General features: G+C 71.8%; 15 protein-coding genes. 13 read left to right on the top strand and 2 right to left on the bottom strand.

All coding sequences use genetic code 11. The features are described from left to right. Positions 1-73: 73 nt before the first annotated feature. The 9 genes from FHS07_RS15375 to FHS07_RS15335 all read left to right on the top strand — a co-directional run bounded on the left by FHS07_RS15375 (position 74) and on the right by FHS07_RS15335 (position 11660). Positions 74-1333, top strand: a complete 1260-nt coding sequence (locus tag FHS07_RS15375; RefSeq protein WP_183420751.1) for a LacI family DNA-binding transcriptional regulator — start codon at positions 74-76, stop codon at positions 1331-1333. Next, positions 1330-2367: a class I mannose-6-phosphate isomerase gene (locus FHS07_RS15370; RefSeq protein WP_183420750.1), complete on the top strand. Its 1038-nt coding sequence runs from the start codon at positions 1330-1332 to the stop codon at positions 2365-2367. Before FHS07_RS15375 ends, FHS07_RS15370 begins: the two co-directional genes overlap by 4 nt. After that, positions 2364-3776 (top strand): FGGY family carbohydrate kinase, encoded by a 1413-nt coding sequence (locus FHS07_RS15365; RefSeq protein ID WP_221189513.1) that lies wholly within the window; start codon positions 2364-2366, stop codon positions 3774-3776. The genes FHS07_RS15370 and FHS07_RS15365 overlap by 4 nt, the downstream gene beginning before the upstream one ends. 2 nt (positions 3777-3778) lie before the next feature. Next, a complete protein-coding gene (locus FHS07_RS15360; RefSeq protein ID WP_183420749.1) occupies positions 3779-4558 on the top strand; it encodes an ATP-binding cassette domain-containing protein in 780 nt (259 codons plus the stop codon). Beyond that, entirely contained in the window at positions 4555-5637 is a 1083-nt protein-coding gene (locus FHS07_RS15355; RefSeq protein WP_183420748.1) for an ABC transporter permease, read from the top strand. The genes FHS07_RS15360 and FHS07_RS15355 overlap by 4 nt, the downstream gene beginning before the upstream one ends. A gap of 44 nt (positions 5638-5681) precedes the next feature. Continuing rightward, positions 5682-6671, top strand: a complete 990-nt coding sequence (locus FHS07_RS15350) for an ABC transporter substrate-binding protein (protein ID WP_183420747.1) — start codon at positions 5682-5684, stop codon at positions 6669-6671. Between the two features lie 273 nt (positions 6672-6944). Next, complete coding sequence (locus FHS07_RS15345) at positions 6945-7772, top strand: class II fructose-bisphosphate aldolase (RefSeq protein WP_343054736.1); 828 nt, start codon at positions 6945-6947, stop codon at positions 7770-7772. Further along, the gene (locus FHS07_RS15340; RefSeq protein ID WP_183420746.1) at positions 7769-8767 is read left to right on the top strand and encodes a 1-phosphofructokinase family hexose kinase; all 999 of its coding nucleotides are present in this window, start codon (positions 7769-7771) and stop codon (positions 8765-8767) included. Before FHS07_RS15345 ends, FHS07_RS15340 begins: the two co-directional genes overlap by 4 nt. Before the next feature lie 82 nt (positions 8768-8849). Further along, positions 8850-11660, top strand: coding sequence for an FAD-binding and (Fe-S)-binding domain-containing protein (locus FHS07_RS15335; RefSeq protein ID WP_183420745.1), 2811 nt, complete (start codon positions 8850-8852; stop codon positions 11658-11660). Between the two features lie 36 nt (positions 11661-11696). Here FHS07_RS15335 and FHS07_RS16730 read toward each other — a convergent pair whose 3' ends face one another. Further along, positions 11697-11822, bottom strand: coding sequence for a hypothetical protein (locus FHS07_RS16730; RefSeq protein WP_281369424.1), 126 nt, complete (start codon positions 11820-11822; stop codon positions 11697-11699). Positions 11823-12022: 200 nt separating this feature from the next. Between FHS07_RS16730 and FHS07_RS15330 the strand changes: the two genes are divergently transcribed. After that, the gene (locus tag FHS07_RS15330) at positions 12023-12439 is read left to right on the top strand and encodes a DUF6855 family protein (protein WP_183420744.1); all 417 of its coding nucleotides are present in this window, start codon (positions 12023-12025) and stop codon (positions 12437-12439) included. 155 nt (positions 12440-12594) lie between these two features. Here the strand turns inward: FHS07_RS15330 and FHS07_RS15325 are convergent, their stop codons facing one another. Then, entirely contained in the window at positions 12595-13797 is a 1203-nt protein-coding gene (locus tag FHS07_RS15325; RefSeq protein WP_183420743.1) for an HAD-IA family hydrolase, read from the bottom strand. 101 nt (positions 13798-13898) lie between these two features. Between FHS07_RS15325 and FHS07_RS15320 the strand changes: the two genes are divergently transcribed. From FHS07_RS15320 to FHS07_RS15310, 3 genes are all read left to right on the top strand, one after another. Next, positions 13899-15350 carry an FGGY family carbohydrate kinase gene (locus FHS07_RS15320; protein ID WP_221189512.1) on the top strand — a complete coding sequence of 484 codons (1452 nt, stop codon included), beginning with the start codon at positions 13899-13901 and terminating at the stop codon, positions 15348-15350. 64 nt (positions 15351-15414) lie between these two features. After that, positions 15415-16302 (top strand): tagatose-bisphosphate aldolase, encoded by an 888-nt coding sequence (locus FHS07_RS15315; RefSeq protein WP_183420742.1) that lies wholly within the window; start codon positions 15415-15417, stop codon positions 16300-16302. 242 nt (positions 16303-16544) lie between these two features. Continuing rightward, positions 16545-17516 carry a LacI family DNA-binding transcriptional regulator gene (locus FHS07_RS15310; RefSeq protein WP_246383696.1) on the top strand — a complete coding sequence of 324 codons (972 nt, stop codon included), beginning with the start codon at positions 16545-16547 and terminating at the stop codon, positions 17514-17516. Positions 17517-17693: the final 177 nt, after the last annotated feature.

The raw sequence follows: 17693 nt of genomic DNA, 5'->3' as shown, positions 1-17693 counted from the left end.
ACGGGCTCATGCTGACTCCAGCGGAGCCCGCCCGAGGGTTCCCGATCCGCAAGACAACGATGTCGGAGCAGCGATGACGCACGAGCGAGAGACGGCTGGCGAGGCCGCGGCGCTTCGGCCGCGCGCCCGGCTCATCGACGTCGCGACAGCGGCGGGCGTCAGCCCCAAGACCGTGTCGCGCGTCATCAACGACGAGACGGGGGTGCTGCCGCCCACCCGCGAACGCGTCCTGCGCGCGGTGCGCGAGCTCGGTTTCGTGCCCGACCGCAGCGCTCGCGAGCTCAAGCGCCGCGACGCCGACACCATCGGCATCCTGATCGACGCCATCAGCGACCCGTTCTTCGCCGCCTTCGTCAGCGTCGTCGAAGAGCTCGCGGTCGCGGAGGGCCTCAGCGTCATCTTCGCCAGCACCGGTTACGACGCCGCTCGCGAAAGGGCACAGCTCGAGCGCCTCACCGGACACCGGCTGGCGGGGCTCATCGTGGCCCCCGTCGCGGTCGCGACCTCGACCCTGGCGGGGTTGCGCACGCGCTTTCCCGTGGTCTGCATCGACCGGGTGCGTTCCGGCATCGACACGGTGGTCGTCGACGACTTCGGTGCGGCCGTCGAGGCCACCGCCGCGCTGATCGCGCGCGGACACCGACGCGTGGCCTTCATGGGCGAGGACGTGCCCTACCCCACCGTCAGCGACCGGCTGGCCGGCTACCGCTCGGCCCTCGCGGCCGCGGGTCTGCCCTTCGATCCCACGCTGGTCGTCACCCACGAACGTTTCGGGCGCGGGGAAGCCGCCGAGGCCTCCCGACTGCTCGAGCGCGAGGACGCCCCCACCGCGCTGCTGTGCGCGACGAGCCTCGCCGCCATCGGTACCGTCCGCGCCATCCGGGCGAGGGGACTGCGGATGCCGGCGCTCATCTCGTTCGGCGATTTCACCCTCGCCGAGGTGCTCGACCCCGGCATCACCTTCGTCGACCACGACCCGCGGCTGCTCGCCACGGCCGCGTTCCGTCTGCTGCGGGAGCGCGCCGAACGGCCCGACGAGGGGCCCGCCCGCATCGTCGTGCCGACGCGTCTCGTACCGCGCGGATCGGGTGAGGTCGCCCCGGCGGGTGCGGTGCCCGCGGAATCGGAGCCGCGCAATGGATTCGAACGCGGCGTCGAGTCCGGTCGGATTCCGTTGCAGCCCTCCGATGCTGCGCCGTCGTCGACCGCGCTCCCCTCCGCCCTCGTCGAGCCCGCCGCAGCCCTCGTCGCGAGCATGCTCACCCTCGTCCACGCCGAGCCGGGCGGCGCAGCCGCCGTTCCGGCCGCAGCCCCGATCGGAGCCCCGTCATGAAGCCCGTCCTGCTGCCCCCCAATCCCGTGCAGCACTTCTACCGCGGCGGCGACCGCATCGCCGCGCTCCGTGGCATCGTGCCCGAGACCGACCGGCAGCCCGAGGAGTGGCTCGGCTCGACCGTGTCGCGCTTCGGATCCGACGAGATCGGTCTGGCGGTCACGGACGACGGAGCTTTCCTTCGCGACCTCGTCACGGCCGACCGCGCCGCGTGGGTGGGAGCCCGAGGCGGGAGGGATGCCGCGGATCTCGGCATCCTGGTCAAACTCCTCGACGCGCGCCAGCGCCTCCCCGTGCACGTGCACCCCGACCGCGGCTTCGCGAGCGCCCACCTCGGCTGCCCGTACGGCAAGACCGAGGCCTGGTACGTGCTCGAGACCGAGGACGACTGCGCCGTGCACGTCGGCTGGAACCAAGCCGTCGACCGCGACGAACTCGACCGCCGCCGCGACGCTCAGGACAGCGAGTGGATGCTCGCGCACATGAACCACGTCGTGGTGCGGCCCGGTATGGGCGTGCTCGTGCCCGCCGGAACGGTGCACGCGATCGACGGCGGCATCTTCGTCGCCGAGGTGCAGGAGCCCACCGACTTCTCGATCCTGCTGGAGTGGTCGGTCACGACGTCCACCCGCGAGGAATCGCACCTCGACCTGGGCTTCGACACCGTGATGCCCGCCGTCTCGACCGAGAAGCTGGATGCCGACGCGCTCGATGCACTGATCAGCGCGGTCGGCACGACACCGGCGGGCCCCGCCTTCCGCTCGCTCATGCCGGACGCGGCAGACCCGTACTTCCGCCTCTTCGACGCTGCGGGCGACACCGTTCCGCGCGACGCGGGTTTCGCCGTCGTCCTGGTGCGCGAGGGCGCGGGGGCCCTGGTGTCGGACGCCGGGACCGTCGACGTCGAGCGCGGACAGGTCTACGCCGTGCCGCACGCCTTCGGCGCGTGGCGCCTGACCGGCGGCGCCGAGATCCTCGTCGGCGCCCCCGGAGCCGGCTGGCCCGGCACCCTGAACGGTGGTGACGTTCGGTGACCGACTACGTCGTCGGAATCGACATGGGCTCGACCAGCACCAAGCTGCTGGTCGCGACGCCCGAGGGACGCCAGGTGCTCGTGGTGAGCCGGCGCTCGCCGTGGACCAACCTCGACCACGGCCGGGCGGAGATGACGGCCGACGAGGCGATCGCCGTCGTGCGCGACCTCGCCGCCGAAGCCGACGTGCGCCTCGACGCGGGATACCGCATCGTCGCGCTCGCCGTCTCGGGCATGGCCGAGGCCGGAGTGCTGCTGGATGCCGAGGGCAGGGCGCTCGCGCCGCTGATGGCGTGGTTCGACCCCCGGGGGGCGGCGCAGATCATGGCGACGCCCGCGGCGTTCCGCGCCGAGTTCCTCGGCCGCACCGGGCTGCCGGTGGGGCCCCTGGCATCCATCGCCAAACTGCTGCACCTGCGGGACAGCGGGATCGTGCTGTCGGGCACCACCTTCCTCAACGTGCCCGAGTACGTGGTGCACGCACTCGGCGGCCCGCGCGTGGCGGAGTACTCGCTCGCCTCGCGCACCGGCCTGCTCGACCAGGACGACAGCACCCCGTGGGGCGCAGCCCTCGACGTGCTCGGCGTGGACGAGACGATCCTCGGAGCGCGGGTGAGTGCGGGGGAGGCCGTCGGTGTGCTGAGCGACGAGGCCATGCCCGCGGGCTTCCGCGGCGCGGCCCTGACCGTGGCAGGTCACGACCACCTCGTGTCGGCCGTCGCGGTCGGCGCCACCCACACCGGCCAGCTCTACGACTCGATGGGAACGGCCGAGGCGCTCGTCCGCGTGCTCGACGACACCCTGCCGTTCGCGGCACGCGAGCGTCTCGCCCTCGCGGGCATCAACTGCGTCCGCCACGTCATCCCGGGCAAGTACGTGCTGCTGGCGGGGACGAAGTCGGGACTGCTCATGCGGCGCGTGCTGCAGCTCCTCGGAATAACGGATGCCACGGGCCGGGCGCACATCGACGAGGCGGCCATGGCGCTGCCCGTCGACGGCACCCTCGCCGACGGCGGCCTCGAGGTCTCGGGCGCGCGCAACGACGACGGCGTGCTGAAGATCGTCGCGCAGAGCGACGGGCTCAGCCCGGCCGAGCTGTTCGCGGCGAGCCTGCGGCACGGCAACGACATGCTCGCCGAATGCATGGCCGTCATGGACCGCGAGGTCGCTCCTCCCACCTCGACGGTGCTCACCGGCGGGTGGTCGACCATGGCCTCCGTCGTCCGTTCCCGTTCCGCTCTGCTGCCGGATCTCACGGTCTCGACCCACGACGAGGGCACCGCTTACGGCGCCGCCCTGTTCGCCGCGTTCGCGGTGTCGACGGACTCCTTCGAGATCGTCGCGGAGTCGTTCCTCTCTTCCTCTCTCGTCGCCGACGAGGGATCCCTTGTCACCAACGAAAGGAGCTGACGATGTCGTCAGTCACCACCGCCGTCCCGGTGCTGCAGGCGCGCGGCTTGTCGCGTCAGTTCGGTCATGTCCGGGCCCTCAACAACGTCGATTTTGAGGTCTATCCCGGGGAGGTCACCGCCCTGATCGGTGACAACGGTGCCGGGAAGTCGACGCTGGTGAAGGCCCTGTCGGGAAACCTCGCCATCGACGAGGGCGAGATCCTCTTCGACGGCACCCCGATCGAGATGTCCAACCCGCAGGTCGCCTCCGCCCTCGGCATCGAAACGGTGTACCAGGACCTCGCCCTCGCCCCCCACCTGGACCCGGTGCAGAACATGTACCTGGGCCGCGAGATCCGCCGCCCCGGACTCGCCGGGGCGCTGGGGTTCATGAAGACCAAAGACATGGCCGTCGCCTCCCGCGCCGCGTTCGACGAACTCGGCGCCACCGTCCGCTCCCTCACCTCCCCCGTGGGGGAGATGTCCGGCGGGCAGCGTCAAGCGATCGCCATCGCCCGCGCCGTGCACTGGGCCGGACGCCTGGTGTTCCTCGACGAACCCACCGCCGCCCTGGGCGTGCGTCAGACCAAGAACGTCCTCGAAACGATCCGCCGCGTCCGCGACAAAGGCATCGCCGTGGTGCTCATCTCCCACTCCATGCCCCACGTGATGGACGTATGCGACCGCATCCAAGTCCTGCGCCTGGGCACCCGCGTGGCCAACATCGACGCGAAGAACACCTCCATGGAAGAACTCGTCGGGCTCATGACCGGCGCCGTCACGAAGGACGACCAGAAATGAGCGTCAGGACCCCTCCCACCGAGACCGTCGCGATCGGGACGTTCGACGATTCGAAGCCCAACTTCTTCATGGGGCTCCTGAAGGCGCAGGCCTTCCAGATCCTCATCATCCTCATCGTCATCGTGCTGATCTTCAGCGCGCTGGCCCCGGACTCGTTCGCCCAGTGGTCGAACTTCCGCCTCATCATCCAGAACGCCTCTATCCTCGCGGTGCTCGGCGTCGGCATGACGTACATCATCATCACCTCGGGCATCGACCTCTCGATCGGCTCGGTCCTGGTGTTCTCGGGCGTCGTCTCGGCCCTGGTCATGCGCGCGCTCGGCGGCGAGGGCTGGGGTGTCGCGACCATCGGCATCCTGGTCTCGATCCTCAGCGGCGTGTGCTGGGGGCTCTTGAACGGCTTCCTCATCGCCAAGGCGAAGATCCCGCCGCTGATCGTGACGCTGGGCTCGCTCGGTATGGCCCTCGGTCTCGCGCAGATCCTCACCGGCGGCGTCGACGTGCGCGACGTGCCCACCGTGCTGACGGTCTCGATCGGGTACGGCAACGTCTTCGGCTCGTTGCCGATCATCAGCGTCATCGCCCTCGTGGTGGTCGTGATCGGGGCGATCGTGTTGCACTTCACGAAGTTCGGCCTCTACACCTACGCCGTCGGCTCCAGCGAGCTGGCCGCTCGTCGCGTGGGCGTGAAGGTCGACCGCCACCTCATCTCGGTCTACACGCTGTCGGGGGCGCTCGCCGGGCTCGCCGGCATCCTGGCCCTCTCGCAGTTCTCGACCACGGCGATCGCCGGCCAGTCGCAGACCAACCTCAACGTGATCGCGGCCGTGGTCATCGGCGGCACCTCGCTCTTCGGGGGCGTCGGCACCATCTTCGGCACCGTCGTCGGTCTGTTCATCCCGGCGGTGCTGCAGAACGGCTTCGTCATCACCGGCGTGCAGCCGTTCTGGCAGCAGGTCGCCGTCGGCGCGGTGCTGATCACGGCCGTATACGTCGACCAGGTCCGCCGCACCGCGGCGACCCGCGGTAACACCCAAAGCCTCTGGCGCAAGTTCGTCAGTGGAGGACGTCGGGGCTGACGCCACGGCATCCGACACCACACCAAGAGAGAACGGTCATCACAATGCAGTGGAACAGCAAGGTTCTCGCGTTCGCCACCCTCGGCGCCGCAGCCACCCTCGTCCTCGCCGGGTGCTCCGGCGGCTCGTCATCGGGATCCGCCTCGGGCGGTTCGGATGGCGGCTACAAGATCGCGTTCGTGCAGGGCGTCGCCGGAGATGAGTTCTACATCTCCATGCAGTGCGGCATCCAGGACGAAGCCGCCAAGGAAGGCGCCACCGTCACCACCCAGGGCCCCGAGAAGTTCGACCCGACCCTGCAGAAGCCGATCGTCGACGCGATCGTCGCCTCTCAGCCCGACGCTCTGCTGATCGCCCCCACCGACGTGTCGGCCATGCAGGCGCCGATCGCGGCTGCGGAGGCGGCGGGGATCAAGGTCGTCCTCGTCGACACGACGCTGGAGGATCCTTCGGGTGCGGTGTCGCAGATCTCGTCCGACAACGAAGGCGGCGGAGCGGCCGCGTTCGAGGCGATTCAAGAGGCCAACCCCAACGGCGGCAAGGTCCTCGTCGTCTCGGTCGACCCCGGCATCTCGACCACGGATGCGCGGGCGAAGGGCTTCGAAGACGCCGTCGCCAAGGACTCGAAGTTCGAGTCGGTGGGGGTGCAGTACTCCCACAACGAGCCCTCCACCGCCGCGGAGATCGTCACCGCCGCGCTGCAGAAGGACCCCGACATCGTCGGCATCTTCGCCGCCAACCTGTTCGCCGCCGAAGGCTCCGCCACCGGCGTCCAGCAGGCCGGCAAGCAGGGCTCGGTCACCATCGTCGGTTTCGACGCCGGCCCCGCCCAGGTGAAGGCCCTCGAAGCCGGCACCGTCCAAGCCCTCGTCGCCCAGGAGCCCGCCACCATCGGCTCCGACGGTGTCAAGCAGGCCATCGCCGCGCTCAAGGGCGAAGCCACCGAGGAGAAGATCCAGACCGGATTCACCATCCTCACCAAAGACAACATCGCCACCGACGGCGCCGACGCCGTCTACAAGTCCAGCTGCTGACCCCCCGGATGCCGGGACCTGCGCGCTCGCGCCGGGTCCCGGCATCCACCCCCTCCCCGCGTGAATTGCCCCACATCGCCGCTTCGGTCCGCCTCGAAGCGACACACTGCGGCAACTCACGCGCACCGCACCCCCGGATGCCGGGACCTCGCGCGCTCGCGCCAGGTCCCGGCATCCACCCTCCCTCCCCGCGTGAATTGCCCGACTTGGCCGCTTCGGTCCGCCTCGAAGCGACACACTGCGCCAACTCACGCGCGCCTCGAAAGGACCTCCGTGCCGCTGGCCGACATGCCCGAACTGCTCGCCGCGCACCGCGCGGTCGGGGCCTTCAACTTCATCACCCTCGAGGTCGCCGAGGCGATCGTCGCCGGCGCGGAAGCCGCGAGCAGCGGGGTCATCCTCCAGCTGTCGCAGAACGCCATCGCGTTCCACGGGGGCCTGGCGCCCGCCGCCGCCGCCGCGCTGCACCTCGCCGAGGGCGCACGGGTGCCCGTCGTCGTGCACCTCGACCACGCGACCGAGGAAGCGCTCGTCGATGAGGCGCTGGCCGTCGGCATCCGTTCCGTCATGTTCGACGCGGCCCACCTCGACGACGCCGAGAACCTCGAGCGCACCGCCGCCGTCGCCACCCGCGTGCACGCCGCCGGCGGCTGGATCGAGGCCGAGCTCGGCGAGATCGGCGGGAAGGGCGCCCACTCTCCCGGCGTGCGCACCGACGTCGCCGAGGCCGCGCGCTTCGTCGATGCCACGGGGGTCGACGCCCTGGCCGTCGCCGTCGGCAGCGAGCACGCGATGCGCGAGCGCAGTGCCCGGCTCGACGAGCACCTCATCGCCGAGCTCGCCGCCGCGCTGCCGGTGCCGCTGGTGCTGCACGGCTCGAGCGGGGTCGCCGACGCGGGCATCGACGGGGCCGTCCGCGCGGGTATGCGCAAGATCAACATTGGCACGCACCTGAACACCGTGCTGACGGCGGCGGTGCGCGGCGAGCTCGAACGGGATCCGGATGCCATCGACCCCCGCCGCTGGCTCGCGCCGGGTCGCACGGCGGTCGCGGGCGAAGTGCATCGACTGCTCGACGTCATCACCGGACGCGGCGCATGACCGGCATCGTCACCCTCACCGCGGCAGGGGCGATCGACGCCACCTACCGCATCGGAGCGCTGCGCCGCGGGTCGTTCACCCGGGCCGAGAGCTACACGCGCGAGGTGAGCGGCAAGGGCGTCAACGTCTCGGCGGCCCTCGCCGCCGGCGGCGCGGACACCGCCGCGGTGGTCGTGCTCGGTGCCGATGACGTGCGCTTCGCCCGGTGCGGGCTGACCGCCCCCCTGCTGCGCATCGTCGAGGTGCCGGGGGCGACCCGCGTGAACACGTCGATCATCGACGCCGACGGCGCCACCACCAAGGTCAACGCGCCCACCCCGCCGCTGTCGCCGGAGGCCTGGGATGCTGCGGTCTCGGCGTTGAGCGCGGAACTCGCCGCTCGCCCCGAGCCGTGGCTCGTCGTTTCGGGCAGCCTGCCCGAACTCGCCGGTGCCGGTGAGCTCGTCGATCTCGCCGCGGTCCGCGCCGTGGCGCGGGAACACGGGGCGCGCATCGCGGTGGACACCAGCGGGGCAGCCCTCGACGCGCTGCTCGCCGACCCCATCGGCGTCGACCTGCTGACCCCCAACGCCGAGGAACTGTCGGCGGCGGTGGGGCGTCCGCTCCACATCCTCGGCGATGTGGTCACCGCGGCGCGACAGATCGTGTCGCGCGGGGTGACGACCGTGCTGGCCAGCCTCGGTGCCGACGGCCTCATCGCGGTCACGGCCGACCGCGCGGTCTTCGCGCGCGCCGATGCCCCCTTCGTCGCCAACACCGCGGGGGCGGGGGATGCGGCCCTCGCGGGGTTCCTCCTCGGGCTCACGCGGACGCCGGCCGCCACGGCCGGGGGTGCCGACCCGCTCGCCGTCGCCGCCGCCTCGGCCGCCGAATGGGGGGCGCACGCGGTCGCGCACGCGTCGACGATCGTCGCGGGGCCGCCGCTCGGCATCCGGGCCGTGGTCGAGACGTCTCCCGATCTCTCGCGCGCGCTGACCGAGGAGGCGCGGGCATGAGCGCGGTCGTACGCGGCACCGGCGACGGGCGCGACGCCGCCGGTCCGCACTCCCGCCGCCCGCACACATCGAAGGACGACGTATGACCCTGGCAGCCGCCGAGATCGCCCCGGAGATCGCCGCGGCCGTCGCCGACGTCGCGCGCATCCGCACCCGCGCGATCGACCGCGTCGCCTATGCCAACGACGCCTCGCATTACCTCCTCACCCCGGATGCCGTGGTGATCGCCGCCGACGCGCGCGAGGTCGGCGCGATCCTGCGGGGGGCCACGGCATCCGGTACCCCTGTCACATTCCGCTCGGGTGGGACGAGCCTGTCGGGGCAGTCGTCGGGGGCGGGACTCCTCGTCGACGTGCGGCAGGGCTTCGGACGCATCGACGTGCTCGACGGCGGACGCCGCGTGCGCTCTCAGCCCGGGGCCACGGTGCGCCAGGTCAATGCGCGACTGCGGCGGCACGGGCACCGTCTCGGACCCGACCCGGCGAGCGAGGCCGCGTGCACGATCGGGGGAGTCGTGGCGAACAACTCCAGCGGCATGGCGTGCGGCACGGTCGAGAACTCGTACCGCACCCTCGAGGGGCTCGTACTGGTGCTGGCATCCGGAACCGTCGTGGACACGGCGGCGCCCGATGCCGATGCGGTGCTTCGGGCGCGCGAACCCGCGCTGGTCGACGGACTGATGAGCCTGCGCGAGCGCGTGGTCGCGGATGCCGCGAGCGTCGCGCTCATCGAGCGGCAGTTCGCGATGAAGAACACCATGGGGTACGCCCTGAACGCGTTCCTCGACTTCGACACCCCGGCGGCTCTGCTCGCGCACCTCGCGGTGGGGTCGGAGGGGACGCTCGCGTTCGTCGCCGAGGCGACGTTCCGCACGGTGCCGATCCGCCCGGCCATCGCGACGACGCTCGCGGTCTTCCCCACGCTGGACGCGGCCACCCGGTCGTTGCCCGCCCTGGTGTCGACGGGGGCGGCGACGCTGGAGCTGATGGATGCCACCTCGCTCCGCGTCGGACAGCGTCTGGCCGGCACCCCCGCCGCTATCCACGGCTTCGAGGCGACGACGCAGGCGGCGCTGCTCGTGGAGTACCACGCGGACGATCTCGACACCCTGCGCTCTCTGGCCGACAGCGGCTCGCGCGTGCTGGGTGGCGAAGATCTGCGCACCCCCGCCGTGTTCTCGAGCGACCCCGCCGAGCGTGCCGCCGCCTGGACCTTCCGCAAGGGCCTCTACGCCTCGGTCGCCGGTGCACGGCCGAGCGGCACGACGGCGCTGCTCGAAGACGTGGTCGTGCCCGTCGCGCGTCTCGCCGACACGTGCGCGGGCCTGCAGGAGCTGTTCGCGCGGTTCGGTTACGACGACAGCGTGATCTTCGGTCACGCCAAGGACGGCAACATCCACTTCATGCTCACCGACCGCTTCGAGGGGGCGAAGGCGCTCGGGCGCTTCGAGGGCTTCACCGACGCGATGGTCGACCTCGTGCTGGCGGCGGGCGGCAACCTGAAGGCCGAACACGGCACGGGGCGGGCGATGGCACCGTACGTGCGCCGACAGTACGGCGACGAGCTGTACGACGTGATGGTCGAGCTCAAGCGTCTGCTCGACCCGAGCGGCATCCTGAACCCGGGGGTGATCATCGACGACGACCCCGGGGCGCACATGCGCCACCTCAAGGCGCCGGTGTCGATCGAGCCCGAGGCCGACCGCTGCGTGGAGTGCGGCTACTGCGAGCCGGTGTGTCCGAGCCGCTCGCTGACGCTGACCCCGCGGCAGCGGATCGTCGTGCGGCGGGCGGTCACCGCTGCCCGAGAGAGCGGTGACGGAGCGCTCGTCACCGCGCTGCAGGACGATTACGACTACGACGGGGTGCAGACCTGTGCCGTCGACGGCATGTGCCAGACGGCGTGCCCCGTGCTCATCAACACCGGAACGCTCATGAAGCGCTTCCGGCGGGAGGACGCCAATCCCGTGCTCGCCGCGGGATGGTCGGCGGCGGCGACCGGGTGGGGCGCGGTGACCCGGGCGGGATCCGCGGCGCTGACCGTCGCCTCCGCCCTGCCGACACCCGCCGTGCGGACGATCACCGATGCCGCCCGCACGGTGCTGGGGACCGACACCGTGCCGCGGTACTCGGCGGAGCTGCCCGCGGGTGGGACATCGCGGCGGTCGCTGGGGTCTCGGGTCGGCGCGGCGGGTGTGGAGCCCGTCGCGGTGTTCCTCCCCGCGTGCGTGGGGAGCATGTTCGGTCCGGAGGGCGGCATCGGCGCGACCGCGGCGTTCACCCGCCTGCTGGAACGGGCGGGCGTCTCGGCGGTGGTGCCCGACGGCATCGATGCGCTGTGCTGCGGCACCCCCTGGTCGTCGAAGGGCTACGCGAAGGGGCACGCGACGATGTCCGCCCGCGTGAGAGCCGCCGTGCGGGCGGCCTCCCGCGAGGGCGCGCTGCCGGTGGTGTGCGATGCGTCGAGCTGCACCGAAGGGTTCGCCGCAACGCTGCGCGACGAGGGCGTGGAGGTGGTGGATGCCGTGGCGTTCGCGGCATCCATTCTCCTTCCCCGTCTCACCCCGACGCCGGTCGCCGACCTGCTGGCCCTGCACCCGACGTGCTCGTCGACGCAGCTGGGGATCGATCCGGCCCTGCGCGCGCTGGGCGAGGCGGTCGCGACCGAGGTGCGAGTGCCCGACTCGTGGGGGTGCTGCGCGTACGCGGGCGACCGGGGCATGCTGCACCCCGAGCTCACGGAGGCCGCGACCGCTCCCGAGGCGTCCGAGGTCGCCGAGTGGGGCGCGGATGCCTTCGCGTCGTGCAACCGCACGTGCGAACTCGGCATGACGAAGGCGACGGGGGAGTCGTACGTGCACGTGCTGGAGCTGTTGGAGAAGGCGACGCGCTGAGGGGACGCGTCCGGCGGACGCGTCCCCTCTCGTCACTCACTGCGACGCGGGCAGCTCCGCGGCGCTGTCGCGGTCGGCATCCAGGGTGCTGTTGTCGATCACGAAGCGGAAGCGGATGTCGTTGGCGACCATCTCGTCGAAGGCCTCGTTGACCTGCTGCACGGGGATGACCGCCCGTGCCGATCTGCGGTGTGAGAGACGTCCCTTGACAGGCGCTCGGTGAGAGAGGAAAGTTCGCCGCAACGGCACGACCCAGCACGGTGACCTGTCTGGAAGGTCTTCTCCGTCGCCCCGTTTCCGGGGATGTGCGTCATGGCTGATGGTCTGCTGAACCACCGGCCGAGCAGAAAGGTGCACCTCTGATGACCTCCGGAACAGGAACCCCCGAGGACCCGTGGCAGTTGGCCACCGCACCGGGAACGTCGGCCTACACGATGTTCGTTGACGACACGGTGACGCCCCCGGTCCTGGTGTGCCAGGTCGGCTCGACGACCCTGAAGTACGACGCGACCGCCATCGACGACCTCCACGCCTGGCTGCTCGAACACGACGGATGGGTGCTTCTCGGTGCGGCAGACGAGAAGAAACCCGCCCAGCCGGGCACCGTCGAGTGGTTCGGGCGAGCGGACGACAACCCGAGGGGCGGGTGGTACGGGCTCCGGAACGGGTACCGCGGCCGGTTCGGCATGTACCTGCCACCACTCCTCGAAGCCCTCGGCCTTGCCGAACTGACCCACGACCCCCGCAACAACTCCATGAAAGCCCTCCCACGCCCCTAACCCGTCACCCCGCTCGAGAACCACGTGAAAGGTGTCGTCATATCGACGTTCGTTCTCCTCTACGTCGTCGGTACCGCCGCGGAGACGCCCGCCGATCGGGAAGCCGCGGGCACCGCCTGGGGGCCTGGTTCGGCCGGGTCGGCGACGCCCCGTCGTCAGGAGCGGGCCGGCACCAACCGCAGCGCCCCGGATGCCGTGACCTCGAGCAGTACGGCGTCCAATCCGTCGACCACGAGGTCCGCGGTGAGTTGCTCTTCGGCGGTCGTGCCGGTCAGGGCGAGCACGGCGCATCCCGCGGCGCGGGCGGCGGCGATGCCGGCGGGGGCGTCTTCGACCACGAGGCAGCGCCCCGGGTCGACGCCCAAGCGGGCTGCGGCGAGCAGGAACGGCTCCGGGTGGGGTTTGCCGTTCTCGACGTCGTCGACGGTGACGAACACGTCGGGACGGTCGTAGCCGGCCGCGGCGAGGCGGGCGTTCGCGATCGGCACCGAGCCCGACGTCACGATCGCCCGGCGTGCGGCGGGCACCGACGCGAAGAAGGCGGCGGCTCCGCGGATGGGATCGAGATCCACGGCATCCGTCACCTCGAGGTCGGTGACGTGCGCGAGCGCCTCGGCGTGCCGGTCGGCGGGTAGCAGGTGACCCACGAGCGTGCGCGCGGGCTGGCCGTGGTTGGCGTGCAGAGCTTCCATCGACACCTCGAAGTGCTCGGCGAACCGCCGCCAGGAGCGCACGACGGATGCCGTGGAGTCGACCAGCGTGCCGTCGAGGTCGAAGAGCACGGCGTCGAACTCGCGCCCGAAGATCTCGGCGTCCGCGTCGACCGGCCGCCGGATCCCCAGCGCCGGCAACACACGGGCCAGCTGCTGCGCCGTCGACAGCTCGGCGTCGACGGCGGTCACGGCGATCGCCGGGGCGACGGGCGCGGTGTCGGGACGGTGCGCGTCGCGCGAGGCGCCGCGTGACGAGCGACGGGATGCCAGCACGGCGGGATCTCCGTCGACGTGCACGACGCGGGGCTCGGCGGGGGCGATCGCCTCGCGCAGGGCGTCCCACTCGGCACCGCCCGCGAGCTCGGCGGTGAACGGGGCCACGACCACCACGCGTCCCGCGGTGGAGAGGGCGTCGGCGGCGGTGGCGCGCAGGGCGGCATAGCGCCCGGCGCGGATCGCGGGGGCGTGCGGAGAGGTGAGCCAGTGCTCGCCCAGTACGCCGTCGGGCAGGGCGTCGAGCAGCGGCGTGGTCACGCTGTCGAGGTCGACCAGGGGTGCACCGAGGCTCGTGGCGATCGCCCGACCGAGCGTGCTCTTGCCGCTGCCGGCGGTTCCGGCGACGACGACGGCGAGGGATTCGGGCATTTGACACGGCGTCGGCATACCCCCACCATAGACGTAGCAAGTCACCGGTGTCATGCTGGGAATTCCGGGACTGAGAGAAGTTCCGGAAAGGACGGCCGCGCATGCAAGACACCGGTGACATGATCCTGGCCGATGCGTTGGCGGACCCCTCGGGGTCGAACGCCGCGACCACGTCACGGCTCGGCGGGGCGGGGGCGACCTCGGGCTCCGCGGCATCCCGCTTGCACGGCGGGCTCGACCTCGGCAGCACCGCCATCAAGATGCTCGTCATCGACGACGCCGGACGTGAGATGGCCGGTGCGCAGGTGCCCACGCCGTGGCGCGTCGGCGAGGGCGGCACCACCGATATCGACGCCGGCGACCTGTTGACCTCGGTGCGCGCCCTCATCGACCTCGTCGACGCCGAGCTCGCGTCCCGGACCACCGAGCCGCTCATCTCTCTTGCCGTCGCCGGCATGGGCGAGACCGGCATCCTGATCGACGCCGACGGCGCCGCCGCGGGCCCGGGTTTCGCGTGGTTCGACCCGCGCGGTCTCGAACAGATCGCGGCGTTCCCGGAGGCGGTGCGCGAGGAGTTCGCCGGCCGCACCGGGCTGCCGCTGGGCGCGCAGGTCAGCGTCGCCAAGCTCGCCTGGCTGCGCGACCAGGGCACCGACCTCGCCGGACTCCGCTGGCTCGACCTGCCCGAGTTCGTCGTCGCAGCCCTCGGAGGCGACGTCGCCCTCGAACTCTCCCTCGCCTCGCGCACCGGGCTCATCGACCAGGACTCCGGCGCAGCCTGGCCCGCCATGCTCGACGCGCTCGGTGTCGACGACGCCCTGCTTCCGCCGCTCCGCGGTGGCGGCCTGCCCTGGGGTGCGGCATCCGATGCCTTCGGACCGCGTGTCGCGGGCGCCGCCCTCACCGTCGCGGGGCACGACCACCTCGTCGCCGCGCAAGCCAACGGAACCCTGGATGCCGGGAGCTACCACGTCTCGCTCGGCACCGCCGAGGTGCTGCTGCGCGTGCTCGATGCGCCGCTGGGCTTCGCCGCCCGCCGGCGTCTGGCCGACGCGCTCATCAACGAGGTGCGCCACGTCGTACCCGGCCAGCACGTGCTCGTCGCCGGGGTCAAGACCGGGCTCCTCCTGCGACGTGCGCTGCACGCCGCAGGGATCAGCGACCGTGCCGGTCGTGACGCGCTGGATGCCGCGGTCATGGCCCTGCCCTACGAGGGCGAGCTGCCGGCCGGTGCCATCGAGGTCACCGGTGCCCGCAACGACGACGGGGTGCTGCGGCTGACGCTGCACACCGAAGCCTCACCGGCCGAGATCTTCGGCGCGGTGCTGCGGCACAGCAACGACGAGGTGGCCGCCCTCATCGCCGCGATGGACCGCGAGATCGCGCCCGCGACCCGCTCCACCCTCACCGGCGGGTGGGCGGGGATGGCCAGCGTCCGCCGCGCCCGCGCCGAGGTGCTGCCCGATGCGTCCCTGTCCACCCGCGAGCAGGACGTCGCATTCGGAGCCGCCGACATGGCACGGCGGCTCGTCACGGCATCCGTCCCCTCCTGACCACCGCCCCCACCGCATCCCGCCCGCAACCGGGCGCGGGAGAGAACCCCAGAGAAGAGAGATCATGAACGAACTCACCACGCTCGAGCGCCGCGCGCTCCAGTCGATCAGCACCCCCGACGGACACATGCTCATCGTCGCCGCCGACCAGCGCAACGGCATGAAGGCCGCGATCAAGGACGCCCCCAACGGCTCCGACGCCATCTCGCGCGAAGAGCTCGCCGCGGTGAAGGCCGACCTCGTGCGTCACCTCGCCAACCACGCCCCCGCGATCCTGCTCGACCCCGAGGTCGCGCTGCCGCAGATCGTCGACGACGGTGTTCTCGACCGCGACACCGGACTCGTCGTGGGCCTCGACGCCTCGGGATTCGAGACCGTCGACGGCCTGAAGTACACGCGCTTCGTGCCGGGTGTCACCCCGCGCACCGTGCGCGACATGGGCGGCACCGTCGCGAAGATGCTCTACTACACGCGCCCCGACAAGCAGGATGCCGACTCCCGCGTCGCGCAGGAGATCCGCGACCTCGTCGCCGCCTGCGAGGCCGAGGGGCTGCTGCTCATCGTCGAGCTGCTCACCTACCAGCTGGAGGACGAGAGCGACGAGGACTACAAGGCGAACTTCGCCGACCTCGTCGTCGACGGTGCCGCGCTGGCCGTCGCGTGCGGTTCGAAGATCCTGAAGCTCCAGTACCCGGGCTCGGCCGAGGCCAGCGCCCGCGTCACCGAGGTCGCCCAGGGCGTGCCGTGGGCCGTGCTGTCGGCCGGTGTCGACCACGAGACCTTCATCGAGCAGGTGCGCACCGCCGTCGCGAACGGCGCCTCGGGCGCGATGGCCGGCCGGTCGCTGTGGAAGGACAGCCTTTCGATCGACGCCGGTCGCCGCGAGGAGCTGCTCTCCGGCCGCGCCCTGCCGCGCCTGCGCGAGCTCGCCGACGCCGTCGACGGTCGCTGACATGCGTCCGACCGCCCGGCACCGGAAGCGTCCATGACCGCGCCCGACTCCCGTCGGTCGAGGATCCCGCGCGTGCAGGCGGGAAATGGATGCCACGGTGTCGGGTGGACGGGCACCCCCTCCGCCCGGCGGGGAGCGGTGTCGGCCCTCGCCGGCCCGGCACGGGTCGACGGTGACCGCCCGATAGGGTTGCACGTCGAAGCCGCCACTCGCCCACATTCCGGAGGTGCCTCGTGACCACGATGCGCGACGTCGCCCAGCGCGCGGGTGTGAGCACCAAGACCGTCTCGAGGGTCTTCAACGACGACCCCCACGTGCTGCCCGACACCCGGGCGCTCGTCGAGGCCGCGATGCGCGATCTCAATTACGTGCCCAACGCCCTGGCCACCACCTTCCGCGCGGGACGAGCCTCGGTCATCGGCGTGGCCGTCCCCGACGTCGTCGACCCCTTCTTCGCCGCCATCGCGCGCGCGGTCGAAGACACCGCCCGTCGGCACGGGCTCTCCACGCTCGTCACGAGCCTGGGCGAAGACCCGTCGGACGAGCGCCCCGCCCTCGAATCGCTGCTGGGTCGTCAGCTCACCGGACTCGTCATCGCCCCGGTCGGCACCGACCACTCGTGGCTCGAGCGGTGGCGCGGGCACACCCCGATCGTCTTCGTCGACCGCGCCCCCGCGGGTCTGATGACCGACACCTTCACCGAGAACGACGAGGCCGGAGCCCACCTCGCCACCGCCCACCTGCTCTCGCACGGGCACCGTCGCATCGCCTACCTCGGCGACATGGTCCACCTCTCCACCGAGACCAAACGCGTCGAGGGGTGGCGCCGGGCGCTGCGCGAGGCCGGGGTCGAGATCGACGAGCGTCTCGTGGCCTCGCAGGTGTCCGACCGCGAGACCGCGGCATCCGCTCTCGAGAGGCTCCGCGCGCTCGACGAGCCGCCCACCGCGATCTTCTCGGCGAACGCCCGCTCGTCGATGGCGCTCGCGCACGTGCTGCGCGCCAACCCGCTGCCCTTCGTCGGCTTCGGCGATTTCCCCATGGCCGACACCCTCACGCCTGCCGTGACGGTGATCGACCAGGACCCCCGCCGCATCGGCGCGCTCGCCGCCGAGCGGGTCTTCGCGCGCCTCCAGCCCGACGCGGGTCTCGGGCTCGATGAGGTCACGGTCATCGACGTGTCGCTGGTCGAGCGGGAATCCTGCCGCCTCTGACGCTGCGGCGTGCCTGTGTCGGCTGTCGCGCCCGGTTGCCGGGCAGGCGCCACCGACCGACGCACATCACCGGACCCGGGGCAAGAGCCCGCCGGTGATCAGGAGCGCCGGATAGAACGGAGGGGACCGACGCCACCGCTCCCGAGAAGAGGGCTCCGATGACGACCTTCCCGCATG

It is taken from the genome of Microbacterium proteolyticum, from assembly GCF_014192415.1.
GTDB classification, from domain to species: domain Bacteria; phylum Actinomycetota; class Actinomycetes; order Actinomycetales; family Microbacteriaceae; genus Microbacterium; species Microbacterium proteolyticum.
This window is presented reverse-complemented; position numbering and strand designations above follow the sequence as displayed.

What these genes read in the sequence shown, in the direction of transcription:
- FHS07_RS15335 (WP_183420745.1), top strand. Translation starts at nt 8,850, where the DNA reads ATGACCCTGGCAGCCGCCGAGATCGCCCCGGAGATCGCCGCGGCCGTC.
- FHS07_RS15340 (WP_183420746.1), top strand. Translation starts at nt 7,769, where the DNA reads ATGACCGGCATCGTCACCCTCACCGCGGCAGGGGCGATCGACGCCACC.
- FHS07_RS15330 (WP_183420744.1), top strand. Translation starts at nt 12,023, where the DNA reads ATGACCTCCGGAACAGGAACCCCCGAGGACCCGTGGCAGTTGGCCACC.
- FHS07_RS15370 (WP_183420750.1), top strand. Translation starts at nt 1,330, where the DNA reads ATGAAGCCCGTCCTGCTGCCCCCCAATCCCGTGCAGCACTTCTACCGC.
- FHS07_RS15310 (WP_246383696.1), top strand. Translation starts at nt 16,545, where the DNA reads ATGCGCGACGTCGCCCAGCGCGCGGGTGTGAGCACCAAGACCGTCTCG.
- FHS07_RS15320 (WP_221189512.1), top strand. Translation starts at nt 13,899, where the DNA reads ATGCAAGACACCGGTGACATGATCCTGGCCGATGCGTTGGCGGACCCC.
- FHS07_RS15325 (WP_183420743.1), bottom strand. Translation starts at nt 13,797, where the DNA reads ATGCCCGAATCCCTCGCCGTCGTCGTCGCCGGAACCGCCGGCAGCGGC.
- FHS07_RS15375 (WP_183420751.1), top strand. Translation starts at nt 74, where the DNA reads ATGACGCACGAGCGAGAGACGGCTGGCGAGGCCGCGGCGCTTCGGCCG.
- FHS07_RS15355 (WP_183420748.1), top strand. Translation starts at nt 4,555, where the DNA reads ATGAGCGTCAGGACCCCTCCCACCGAGACCGTCGCGATCGGGACGTTC.
- FHS07_RS15350 (WP_183420747.1), top strand. Translation starts at nt 5,682, where the DNA reads ATGCAGTGGAACAGCAAGGTTCTCGCGTTCGCCACCCTCGGCGCCGCA.
- FHS07_RS15360 (WP_183420749.1), top strand. Translation starts at nt 3,779, where the DNA reads ATGTCGTCAGTCACCACCGCCGTCCCGGTGCTGCAGGCGCGCGGCTTG.
- FHS07_RS15315 (WP_183420742.1), top strand. Translation starts at nt 15,415, where the DNA reads ATGAACGAACTCACCACGCTCGAGCGCCGCGCGCTCCAGTCGATCAGC.